Genomic DNA, 11,427 nt, shown 5'->3' with positions numbered 1-11,427 from the left:
TCGTCGGGGTGGTGTTGCAGCGCCTCGGTAGCGGCCTGGTGAGCCTCTTGATAGCGCCAGGCAAAACGCAGGAAATCGATACGGCTGCGTAAGGCTCCGGCGTGGCGGGGGTCGATGGCCAGGGCTTGTTGAGTAGAGGCGACCGCCTGGTCGTAGTTGCCTTGCGCACTGTGTAGCCAGGCGATGGCGACGTACAGGTCGGGGTCGTCGAGGTGGTGTTCCAGCGCTTCGCTAGCGGCCTGGTGAGCCTCTTGATAGCGCCGTGCCATGCGCAGGAGGAGAATTCGGCTGCTTAAGGCCCATGAGTGGCGGGGGTCGACGGTCAAGGCTTGTTGGGTAGAGGCGACCGCCTGGTCGTAGTTGCCTTGCGCACTGTGTAGCCATGCGATGGTGACGTACAGGTCGGGGTCGTCGGGGTGGTGTTGGAGCGCTTCGGTGGCGGCCTGGTGAGCCTCTTGATAGCGCCGTGCCCTGCGCAGGAAGACGATACGGCTGCGTAAGGCCCATGGGTAGCGGGGGTCGATGACCAGGGCGCGTTCGACTTCCTCGACTGCTTGGTCCTCGTGGTCTTGTGCACTATGTAGCCAGGCGGTCGCAACTAATATCCGAGCACTGTTGGAGCATTGCGCGGTCGCTGCAACTGCCGCCTCTGCGGCCGCAAGAAAATCGCGCGAGCGCCGCAACGCTTCTATCTTTTCGCTCCAAGCCTGCGAATTGGAGGGCTGAATCTGCAGAGCGTGATCGAGGCAATGTATGGCCCGCGCGTAGTGCCCGCTTTCTATCAGGACCTCACCAAGGGCTAGGTATGCTCGCGGTTGCGTGGGGTGACGTCTTATTAGTTCCCCAGCAATCCGTTCAGCTTCTTCGTATCGACACAACCGAGTGAGAGCGACGATGTGCCAGTATGCCCCGCGCCAATCGTGCCAAGTGCTATCCCTGGCTTCAACTATATACTGCAAGGCTTCTGTCGGTCGAGAAGAGTCCAGAAATGTTCGCCCTAGCGCTATCCACACAAGCCGCCATTCTGGGTGTTCTTTTATTGCATCGCAGCCGATTGCAATAGCCTCTTCGAATCGTCGCAGCCTACTTAACACAGCAATATGCAATGCCAGCAATTGATCGCTAACTTGCCGATCCTTCGCTTTTTGTGTGAGCAACTGGAGGCCCTCGGACTCCCGATGAGCAGCCATAAGGCAATGCAAAAGCTCAATGAATGCTTGTGCGCTTTTCGGCGCGTTTGAATACACATTCTGGGCCAAGAGTAGGGCATTTGCGATGTCACCGCACTGTCTAAGATCGCCGATCTTGGCGAAGATGTCGGCATCGGCCTCTCCAGCTGGCTCTATACCGCTCATACTCACCCTTCCACGGCGGCTTTTGAACGAGGATAAGCTTCCTTGATGACTCTTTCCAAGCTTCTTCCATCCCGGTCACGCCAATCGCATCGTAGTTGATGTGCGTTTGGGGTATTTGTGCAAGAAGACTCATGTATGACTGAATGGGGGATGGCGTTGAGTGATCATCTAGAGGTTCGAGTCACCGCGCCGAACCTGGTCCAAGCGAACCGCATTGCTGCGCAGGTTGTAGGGCGCCGACTCGCGGCTTTTCCGCAGGTCGTGGCGCCTATCTCCTCTACATATTGGTGGGCCGGTGAGGTCCAGCAGGCGGAGGAGTGGTTGTTGCTCATGAAGACGACCACTGACCGTTTCGATGACCTTGCGGCCTGCGTGCGTGAGCTGCAGTCATACGAGGTGCCTGAGATCGTGGCGGTGCCGATCGTGCAGGGGACGCCGGACTACCTGGAGTGGATCAGGCGGGAGACGGCCCCAGAGTACGGCGAGTAGCGCGGATGTCGCCGAGTAGTTCTCGGGCGGCATGGTCGGGCCGGGCGGCAAGGGCCTTCTCTACCTTGGCGAGGTGTTGCATGCCCCAGGTGGATTCGGTGCGCTGGGCTGCTTCGAGGGCGCGGCGGGCGTAGGCGACTCCCTCGGTCACGTCGCCGAGTTGGAGCTGTGCTTGTGCGATGTCGGCGTAGACGACGGATGCGCGCTTCTGGTCCTCGTCTTGGCCGAGAGCTGCAAGGGCGGCTTGGCCGGCCTCTGTCACGTGCTGCTCGTCGCCGAGCCGTACATAGGTCGAGAGCTGGAAGGCGGCCATGCGTCCGGCGTCGAGAAAGCGGGTCCACGCGCGCTCGCGGTGGGGCCGGGCTCGTGTGTGGGCTTCCTCGGCGCGCTGCAACAGCTCGACCGCCTGGCCATCGCCGAGTGCGGCCAGCTCTTCGGCTTCGCGGGCCAGCAACCATGCGCGGGTCGCGTCATCTCCCTCGGCCGGGAGGAACTGCTGGGCGCGTCGGATGTGCTCGACAGCCTCGGGGCCGCTGACAGCGTACGACCGGTAGGCGTACGTGCATGCCTGGATGACGCGGTGCCCGCTCTCCTCGGCGGCCAGGGCGGCGACGCGCTCGAATGAGGCCGACTGTGCGGGCTGCTTGAGGTCCCAGGCGATCCAGGACGCCAGCGTTGCGGCTTCGCCGGGCTGTTGCCGCCAGGCGACGCCGGTAGCGCTCGGGCGGGCCGCTTTGAAGCAGGGTGCTCAACTCGTTGATGTGCGTCGTTAGCCCCTGGTAGATGGCTCGGGCAGGCATGACGTATTCGAGCCGGTGAAATCCGATGGTGCGCGCTTCGAGTCGTTCAATGGTGTCGTCGTCGAGCATCTGCGGTCCCCTCAGCGCACGGGAAAGGCGTTCCCAGGGGTCCGCGATAGAGGCCGCGGTTTCGGCGGTCATTCCGGCCGCGAGGAGCAGCATCGTTCGTCGGTCCATCCGGGCGGGGAGCGGAGGGGTCGCACCTTGTTCAAGAAGTGACGACGCCGCGGTCGCGAGCCAGCATCCGACCGGGCTTCTCACCAGCCGGAGGATCGATGACGCCCTGGCTGCCTGACTCTCCGCATCCCTCCCCTTGGCAGAAGGCAGAGATACGATCCACCGCATGTCAGACACAACGGTTAGTGAGTACGCGTATACGCACGCATCACCTACCTCACGTCGCGCCGACGGTAGCGAGTGCGTGTGGTACCGCTCGCACGATGGCTCTTACGACCTGATCCGTCTGGGCAAAGACGGTAAGCGCCGGTATCACGTCTTCGATGCCCAGAGCGGGGAGCACCTAGAACAGTTCACGAGCTGGGAAGCCGGCCGTCAGTGGATCGCGGAGCACCTGCGATCAGCGTGATCACCGAAGTCCAGAGGGTCCCGGAAGCCAGCCGGGACCCTTTCGCCGTTTCGTAGGCTCGTCTCGTCGCCCTTACAAGGCCGAAAAGCGCGGTGCGACCTGCGGAAACGCGCCCAAGATCATTGCATGCATATTGGTGGACCGGCGACAGACGGGGGCTAGCAGTGGCCTACGGCTGCACAGGGCCGGAAAGCAGAAGAGGCCCCGGAGGGCCTCTGAGCTGCTGTTCTGCTGGTGGCAGGTCCAGGGTTCGAACCTGGGTAGGCTGAGCCGACGGTTTTACAGACCGCTCCCTTTGGCCACTCGGGCAACCTGCCTTGTCTTCCGCTCGCCGCGGCGACAGGTAGAAGAATAGCGGACTTCCCGGGTGGACGTGACATGGGTTCCGGCTCACCCCTCGCGTGGCGGGCGGGGGTCCCGGAAACCCGGAAGCGGGCGCGGCGGTCCACCGGTCATAGTGGAACGGTGATCAGACAGGCCGAGCCGGCGGATCTCGCGGCGCTGGCGGAGATCGAGAGAGCGGCGGACGGGATGTTCGTGCCGCTCGGCATCGTCTTCCCGCCGGGCACCACGGTCGTCGAAGAGTGCGTCGATCCCAGGCGTGTCATCGTGGCCGGTCGGCCGCCGGTGGGGTTCGCCCTGCTCGGGGTGGTCGACGGCCTGACCCACCTCGACCAGATCGCCGTACATCCCGATCATGGCAACCAGGGGATCGGAACGCGGCTCCTCGATGCCGTCTGCGCGGCGGCCGGAACGTTCGCGGATACCGCCGCGGTGACGCTGACGACCTTCCGTGACGTGCCGTGGAACGCCCCCTGGTACGCCCGGCGCGGCTTCCGCGTCGTACAACCTCACGAGTGGGGGCCGGAGCTCACCGCGCTGATCGAGCATGAGCGGGCCCTCGGCATAGAGGTGTCGCCCCGCGTCGTCATGAGGAAAGACCTCTGATCACATCGGGGCCCACTAATCTCGAAGGGCAACGGAGAGAGGACACGGACACCGATGGCCGACAGCAGTTTCGACGTGGTGAGCAAGATCGACCACCAGGAGGTCGACAACGCCCTGAACCAGACGGTCAAGGAGGTCGGGCACCGCTTCGACTTCAAGGGCACGGGCGCGAGCATCTCCTGGTCGGGGCAGAAGGACATCGAGATCAAGGCGAACAGCGAGGAGCGGGCCAACGCGGTTCTCGACGTCTTCAAGGAGAAGATCGTCAAGCGCAACCTGTCCCTCAAGATCCTTGACGCGGGCGAGCCGAAGCTGTCCGGCAAGGAGTATCGCCTGATGGTGTCCCTAAAGGAGGGCATCGACCAGGAGAACGCCAAGAAGATCTCCAAGCTCATCCGGGACGAGGGCCCCAAGGGCGTGAAGGCGCAGATCCAGGGCGAGGAGCTCCGGGTCAGCTCCAAGAAGAAGGACGACCTCCAGCAGGTCATCTCCCTACTCAAGGGCAAGGACCTCGACATCGCCCTCCAGTTCGTCAACTACCGGTGAGACGCGTCACAGCACGACACTGACGGAAAGGCCCTGACCTGCGGGTTCGGGGCCTTCGTCGTTTCCGGACACCTCCGCGCCACGACTATTTGGTTGCCCGAAGCAACGATCAATATATGATTGCTTAGGGAAACTAAGTTTGATCACACGCGGAAGGACTTCGATGGCGACTGCGATGACCAGGGAGACGCCGCCGGGCACGGCGGCCCCCGCGATGACGCACCGGGAGATCCTGGAGGCGCTCTCGGGGCTGATGTTGGGGTTGTTCGTCGCGATCCTGTCGTCGACCGTCGTGTCGAACGCGCTCCCCACGATCACGGCGGACCTGCACGCGAACGAGACCACCTACACGTGGGTGATCACCGCGACCCTGCTCGCCACGACGGTGTCCACCCCGATCTGGGGCAAGCTCGCCGACCTGATGAGCAAGAAGATCCTCATCCAGCTCGGACTGACCGTCTACGTCATCGGCTCGGCGATCGCCGGTCTGTCGCAGAACCCCAGCATGCTGATCGCGGCACGAGTGATCCAGGGCCTCGGCGCCGGCGGCCTCACCGCGCTCACCCAGGTCATCATGGCGGCGATGATCTCGCCGCGGGAGCGCGGCCGCTACTCCGGCTACCTGGGCGCGGTCTTCGCCGTCGCCACGATCGGCGGCCCGCTCGTCGGCGGCCTCATCGTCGACACCTCGTGGCTCGGCTGGCGCTGGTGCTTCTACGTCGGCGTGCCGTTCGCGGTCCTCTCGCTGATCGTGCTGCAGAAGACCCTGCACCTGCCGGTCCTCAAGCGCGACGTGCGCATCGACTGGGGCGGCGCGACGCTGATCACCGCCGCGGTCTCGCTGCTGCTGATCTGGGTCTCCTTCGCCGGCAACAAGTACGACTGGCTGTCGTGGCAGACCGGCGCGATGGTCGGCGGCGCGGTCGTGCTCGCGCTGCTCTTCCTCGTGGTCGAGTCGAAGGTGAGCGAGCCGATCGTCCCGCTGCGCCTGTTCCGGGTCCGGACGGTCAGCCTCAGCGTGGTCGCCAGCGTGCTGGTCGGCGTCGCGATGTTCGGCGGCACGACCTTCCTCAGCCAGTACTTCCAGCTCGCCCGGGGCGAAACGCCCACGGTGGCCGGTCTGATGACGCTGCCGATGATCCTCGGTCTGGCGATCTCCTCCACGGTCTCCGGGCAGATCATCACTCGCACCGGGCACTGGAAGGTCTTCCTGGTCTCCGGCACCTTCTTCCTCACTGCCGGGTTCGCCCTGATGGGCACGCTCCGGTACGACACCGACTACTGGCTCGTCGCGATTTTCATGTTCTGCGTCGGCATCGGCATCGGCATGAGCCAGCAGAACCTCGTTCTCGCCGTGCAGAACCAGGTGCGCGCGGAGGACCTCGGCGCGGGCAGCTCGGTGGTCTCGTTCTTCCGCTCCCTCGGCGGCGCGATCGGCGTCTCCGCCCTCGGCGCCCTGATGGGCGACCGCGTCAAGCACTACCTGGAGGACGCCCTGGCCGCGCTGGGCGTGCACGGCGGCACCGGCCAGGAGAGCGGCGCGATCCCCAAGCTCTCCGCGCTGCCCGCCCCGATCCGCACGGCGGTGGAGAGCGCGTACGGCCACGGCATCGGCGACCTGTTCCTCTACGCGGCCCCGCTCAGCCTCCTGGCGTTGATCGCCGTGCTGTTCATCAAGGAGGTCCCGCTGCGCACCAGCGCGATCACCGTCCGCGCCGACGCGACGGAGACCGACGAGACCCTCGACCCCGAGATCGCCCCCCAGCGGAACGGCGCCGTGACCGGACGCCACGCCCAGCGCGACAGGCAGCAGCACGACCTGCAGCGGCCGATCACGGCCGAGCCCGAGTTCGCCTCGCCGAACGGCCACGCCGCCACGCAGCCCCTGAACGCACAGCCCCTGAACGCACAGGTCCTCACCGCCAAGCAGGCCCAGCCGTACGCCGCGCTCGCGATGGAGACGCACGAGCCGGGCGGCGTGGGCATCGGCGGGTTCGTCAAGGGCCAGGACGGCATGCCCGTGGGCCGCGCCACCCTCACGCTGATCGACGTGCGCGGCCACCAGCTCGGCCGTACGGTCACCCGGGACGACGGGGGCTACGCGCTCCAGGCGCCGGGCAGCGGGACGTACGTGCTGATCGCGTCGGCGGGCGACCGGGAGCCGCAGGTCGCGACGCTGGTCGTGGGCGACCAGCCGGTCGACTTCGACATGGTGCTCGCCGCCTCGGGCCGGCTCGTCGGCACCGTACGCGGGGCGGACGGGGCGCCGGTCGCCGACGCGGTGGTCGTCGTGACCGACGTCCGCGGGGAGGTCGTGGCCAGCGGTTCGACCGACCCCCAGGGCGGCTTCTCCTTCTCCGGCATCGTGGCCGGCACTTACACGCTCACGGTCAGCGGCGCGGCCTACCGTCCTGCCGCCGTCCCGATCGAGGTGCTGGGCACCGGCCAGACCCGGCACGACGTCGTGCTGCTGCCGGGCGCGCGGGTGCGGGGCACGGTCCGCGTCAAGGACGGCGTGCCGCTGGCCGACGCCAGGGTCACGCTGCTCGACGCCGCCGGCAACGTGGTCGGCGTGGCGACCACCGGCGAGGACGGCGAGTACGCCTTCACCGATCTGACCGGCGGGCAGTACACGATCGTCGCGAGCGGCTACCCGCCCGTGGCGAGCACGCTGAACCTGGGCGGCCAGGGCGACGAGCCGTACGACGTGTGGCTGGGACACGAGCGATGAGCGTCTCCGAGACGATGCCCAGGGGACTGCACGCCCTGGTCAGGAGCAAGGACGGCTGGGCCGTGCAGCACGCGGTCGTCACGGTGACGGACACGGTCGGCCACCAGGTGGCGCGGGCGGAGGCGGACGCCGACGGGCAGGTCGTCACTGCCCCGCTGCCGCCGGGGGTCTACACGGTGGTCGCGACCGCGATCGGGTACGCGCCCGCCGCGTCCACCGCGATCGCGACCGCCTCGGGCGCCGCCGAGGCCGGCACGCTGGTGCTGGCCCGGCAGGGCGGCACCGAGCTTCCGCCGCCCGGCGTGTGGACGATCGACCCCGAACACTCGAAGATCTCGGCCACGGCCCGGCACCTCGGTCTCAGCAGCGTGCAAGGGCGGTTCACCGAGTTCTCCGGCCGGATCGAGATGGGCGCCACGCCGCAGGAGTCGTCCGTGGTCGCCGAGATCGTCGGTGAATCCATCGACACGGGCAGCCGGATGCGCGATGATCACCTGCGTTCCGCGGACTTCCTCGACGTCCCGGTGCACCCGGTGATCACCTATCGGAGCACCGGGCTGTCGGCGGCGGGCCCGGACCGCTGGACGGTGCACGGCGTGCTGACGCTGAGCGGCGTCAGCCGCCCGGTGGATCTCGACATGACCTACCTGGGCACGGGACCGGACCTGTGGGGCGGGCTGCGCGCGGCGTTCCGCGCGGTCACGGAGCTGCGCCGCGAGGATTTCGCGATGACCTACAACCAGGTCGTCCAGGCGGGGATCTCGCTGATCGGGGCGACACTGAAAGTAGAGCTGGACATCCAGGCGGTGCGCGGGTAAACCCCCTGCCACACGCAGTCAGGAGGAGGCAGGCCATGACGGAGGCGGAGATCGCTCCCCGACCGCCCACGGCCGGCGAACACGAGGCGTACTGCGCGGTGGAGCGGCAGCTCGCCATCCTGCTCCGGCGCGCCAAGGCGTTCTCCGTCGGGATGGGGCGCAAGGTGCACCCCGAGCTGGACCCCGGCGCGTACGGCCTGCTGGTCCGCATCGACCAGAGCTCGCCGATGCGGTCCAGCGACCTGGCCGCCTACCTGCGGGTCGGCCGGGCGACGATCAGCCGTCAGCTCAAGGTGCTGGAGGAGCTGGGGCTGATCAGCCGCAGTCCCGACCCCGAGGACGGCCGGGCCCACCTGCTGGCCCTCACTCCCGAGGGCAGCAGGCGGCTCGACGACGCGCGATCCGCGCGCGAGGGCCAGTTGCGCACGCTGCTGGCCGCCTGGCCGGAGGAGGACGTACGGCTGCTCGCGCGGATGCTCGAACGGTTCAACATACTCACGGAAGGCCTGAATCCCTGACATCAGGTTTCACGCACGTTACGGGCTACAACCCATGCAGTGGCCAATCCGTCATAAGGGACGCTTAAACTGCGCCTCAGACGTTTTCGCACCATAGCAAGGAGGCCGGCGTGGCTCCCTGGTCCACTTATCGGAAAGCGGCGAGCATCGGGGCGGTGGCTCTGGCGGCGACGCTGACCGTCACCGCGTGCGGGAGCGACTCCGCCGACTCGGGCACGGCGACGGCCTCGGCCGCCCCCGGCGGTGTCGCCCTCGTGAACGCCGGAAAGATCACGACCTGCACGAACATCCCGTACGAGCCGTTCCAGTTCAACCAGGGCGACAAGGTCGTCGGGTTCGACGTGGACATCGTCGACCTGGTCGCGAAGAAGCTGGGCGTGACCCAGGACATCGTGGACATCGACTTCGCGGCGATCAAGAGCGGCGCCGCACTGAACGCCCGCAAGTGCGACGTGGCCGCCGCCGGCATGACGATCACGCCGGAGCGGCAGCAGAACCTGCTGTTCTCCGAGCCGTACTTCGACGCCACCCAGGCGCTGATGGCCAAGAAGGGCAGCGGGATCACCTCGCTGGACGACGTCAAGGCCAAGAACCTCAAGCTGGGCGCTCAGGCGTCCACGACCGGCCTCGACTACGTCAAGAAGCAGGGCTTCGAGCCGATCGAGTTCGCCGACTCGCCCAAGGAGCTGCTCGGCCTGCAGACCGGCCAGGCGGACGTGATCGTGCAGGACCTCCCGGTCGTGCTGACCTGGCTGAAGAAGTCCGACGTCGGCGCCAAGTTCGAGCAGGTCGCCAGCCTCGACACCGGTGAGCAGTACGGCATCGGCATGAAGAAGGACAACACGGCGCTCAAGAAGGTCGTCGACGAGGTCCTCGCGGCCGCCAAGTCCGACGGCACCTACAACGAGATCTACAAGAAGTGGTTCGGCACCGAGCCCGGCGGCGCGTCCGGCGGTGGTTCGGGTGCCGAGACCGGAACCGAGTCGCCCGCCGCCGGATCATGAGTGCTGTGAGCGAGCAGCAGGCGCCCTCCCCAGCTGAGCCCCGCAAGGGGCTCAGCCCGCGCAAGAAGCAGCGCATCAGCCGGGCCGTCCAGTACGCCGTGCTGGTGGTGATCCTCGTCGTCCTGGCCGCGCTGGCCGACTGGAAGGCGATCGGCGAGTCGTTCCTCAACCTCGACGTCGCCGGCAAGGGCCTGCCCGACCTGTTCACGGTGGCGCTGCGCAACACCGTGATCTACACGCTGTCGGGCTTCGCCCTCGGCTTCGTCCTGGGCCTGGTGCTGGCCCTGATGCGGCTGTCCTCGGTCGCGCCCTACCGGTGGCTGTCGGTGACCTACATCGAGATCTTCCGTGGCCTGCCGATCCTGCTCATCTTCCTGATGATCGGCAGCCTCCCGCTGGCGTTCCCCGGCTTCGAACTCCCCGGCGGCGTGTACGGCAGCGCCGCGCTGGGGCTCGGCGTCGTCTCGGCGGCGTACATGGCGGAGAACTTCCGGGCGGGCATCCAGGCGGTGCCGAAGGGGCAGATGGAGGCGGCGCGGTCGCTCGGCATGCCGCACATGCGGGCGATGATCTCGATCATCATCCCGCAGGCGATCCGGATCGTGCTGCCGCCGCTCACCAACCAGCTCGTCATGCTGCTGAAGGACTCCTCGCTGGTGCTGATCCTCGGCGTCACGGCCGCCCAGGTGGAGCTGGCGAAGTTCGGCAACGACCAGTCCTCCACGTACGCCAACCCCACACCGATCCTCGCGACCGGTCTGACGTACCTGCTGATCACGATTCCCCTCGGGTATGTCGCGAGGCGGATGGAAGCGCGTCAGGGAGCGGGCCGATGAGCACCGTCGAGATCAAGAACCTGCACAAGTCGTTCGGCACGCTCGAAGTGCTGCGCGGCATCGACTTCACGGTCGAGAGCGGCCAGGTCGTCTGCGTGATCGGGCCGTCCGGCTCGGGCAAGTCCACGCTGCTGCGCTGCGTGAACCTGCTGGAGCAGCCGACTTCCGGCACGGTGGTCGTGGACGGCGTCGACCTGACCGACCCCGACGTCGACATCGACGCCGCCCGGCGGCACGTCGGCATGGTGTTCCAGCAGTTCAACCTGTTCCCCCACCTGACCGTGCGGCGCAACGTCACGATCGCCCAGGAGCGGGTGCTCAAGCGGCGCAAGGACGAGTGCGACCGCGTCGCCCGGGAGAACCTGGAGAAGGTCGGCCTGCTGGAGAAGATCGACGCCTACCCGCCCCAGCTGTCCGGCGGCCAGCAGCAGCGTGTGGCGATCGCCCGCGCGCTCGCCATGAACCCCTCGCTGATGCTGTTCGACGAGCCGACCTCCGCCCTCGACCCCGAGCTGGTCGGCGACGTGCTGTCGGTCATGCGGAAGCTCGCGGAGGACGGCATGACCATGCTCGTCGTCACCCACGAGATGGGATTCGCCCGCGAGGTCGCCGACCGTGTGGTGTTCATGGACGGCGGTGTCATCGTCGAGGACGGGCCGCCCCAGCAGGTCATCGCCGACCCGCGGCACGAGCGGACCCGCGAGTTCCTGAGCCGGGTGCTGCACCCCGGCGTCTGACGCCCGGAGCGCCCCCTTCGCCGAACAACGTCGGTACGTCGACGGCGTATGTCGGCAAA

Annotated in this window: 11 protein-coding genes and 1 tRNA gene; 9 read left to right on the top strand and 3 right to left on the bottom strand. The window is 67.0% G+C overall.

Annotation, left to right across the window (positions count from 1 at the left end):
• Nucleotides 1-1,355 (bottom strand): tetratricopeptide repeat protein (locus BXA11_RS43160; RefSeq protein WP_159454793.1); only part of this gene is annotated, 1,355 nt, incomplete at its 3' end.
• 135 nt (nucleotides 1,356-1,490) lie between these two features.
• Between BXA11_RS43160 and cutA the strand changes: the two genes are divergently transcribed.
• Nucleotides 1,491-1,844, top strand: a complete 354-nt coding sequence (gene cutA, locus BXA11_RS16750) for a divalent-cation tolerance protein CutA (RefSeq protein ID WP_342202084.1) — start codon at nucleotides 1,491-1,493, stop codon at nucleotides 1,842-1,844.
• On the opposite strand, the gene BXA11_RS45935 is transcribed toward cutA, so the two are convergent.
• Nucleotides 1,810-2,505, bottom strand: coding sequence for an NsdA family TPR-like regulatory protein (locus tag BXA11_RS45935; RefSeq protein ID WP_483237918.1), 696 nt, complete (start codon nucleotides 2,503-2,505; stop codon nucleotides 1,810-1,812). The two genes, cutA and BXA11_RS45935, sit on opposite strands and share 35 nt — an antisense overlap.
• Before the next feature lie 957 nt (nucleotides 2,506-3,462).
• A tRNA-Tyr gene (locus tag BXA11_RS16740) sits at nucleotides 3,463-3,547 on the bottom strand.
• A 148-nt stretch (nucleotides 3,548-3,695) separates the two neighbouring features.
• Here BXA11_RS16740 and BXA11_RS16735 point away from each other — a divergent pair.
• The 8 genes from BXA11_RS16735 to BXA11_RS16700 all read left to right on the top strand — a co-directional run bounded on the left by BXA11_RS16735 (nucleotide 3,696) and on the right by BXA11_RS16700 (nucleotide 11,368).
• Nucleotides 3,696-4,178 (top strand): GNAT family N-acetyltransferase, encoded by a 483-nt coding sequence (locus BXA11_RS16735; protein ID WP_076435502.1) that lies wholly within the window; start codon nucleotides 3,696-3,698, stop codon nucleotides 4,176-4,178.
• Between the two features lie 54 nt (nucleotides 4,179-4,232).
• Nucleotides 4,233-4,724, top strand: coding sequence for a YajQ family cyclic di-GMP-binding protein (locus tag BXA11_RS16730; protein ID WP_030510067.1), 492 nt, complete (start codon nucleotides 4,233-4,235; stop codon nucleotides 4,722-4,724).
• Between the two features lie 163 nt (nucleotides 4,725-4,887).
• Complete coding sequence (locus tag BXA11_RS16725; RefSeq protein ID WP_204053507.1) at nucleotides 4,888-7,455, top strand: MFS transporter; 2,568 nt, start codon at nucleotides 4,888-4,890, stop codon at nucleotides 7,453-7,455.
• Nucleotides 7,452-8,273: a YceI family protein gene (locus BXA11_RS16720; protein WP_239104841.1), complete on the top strand. Its 822-nt coding sequence runs from the start codon at nucleotides 7,452-7,454 to the stop codon at nucleotides 8,271-8,273. Before BXA11_RS16725 ends, BXA11_RS16720 begins: the two co-directional genes overlap by 4 nt.
• A 35-nt stretch (nucleotides 8,274-8,308) precedes the next feature.
• Entirely contained in the window at nucleotides 8,309-8,791 is a 483-nt protein-coding gene (locus tag BXA11_RS16715; RefSeq protein ID WP_076435500.1) for a MarR family winged helix-turn-helix transcriptional regulator, read from the top strand.
• Between the two features lie 110 nt (nucleotides 8,792-8,901).
• Nucleotides 8,902-9,795 carry an ABC transporter substrate-binding protein gene (locus BXA11_RS16710; protein WP_051762086.1) on the top strand — a complete coding sequence of 298 codons (894 nt, stop codon included), beginning with the start codon at nucleotides 8,902-8,904 and terminating at the stop codon, nucleotides 9,793-9,795.
• Entirely contained in the window at nucleotides 9,792-10,631 is an 840-nt protein-coding gene (locus BXA11_RS16705; protein WP_030510072.1) for an amino acid ABC transporter permease, read from the top strand. Before BXA11_RS16710 ends, BXA11_RS16705 begins: the two co-directional genes overlap by 4 nt.
• Nucleotides 10,628-11,368: an amino acid ABC transporter ATP-binding protein gene (locus BXA11_RS16700; RefSeq protein WP_076435498.1), complete on the top strand. Its 741-nt coding sequence runs from the start codon at nucleotides 10,628-10,630 to the stop codon at nucleotides 11,366-11,368. Before BXA11_RS16705 ends, BXA11_RS16700 begins: the two co-directional genes overlap by 4 nt.
• Nucleotides 11,369-11,427 lie beyond the last annotated feature (59 nt).

The sequence above is a fragment of the Microbispora rosea genome (assembly GCF_900156315.1).
GTDB classification, from domain to species: Bacteria; Actinomycetota; Actinomycetes; order Streptosporangiales; family Streptosporangiaceae; genus Microbispora; species Microbispora rosea.
The sequence above is the reverse complement of the archived record's forward strand: the minus strand, read 5'-3'. Positions and strand labels throughout refer to the sequence as shown.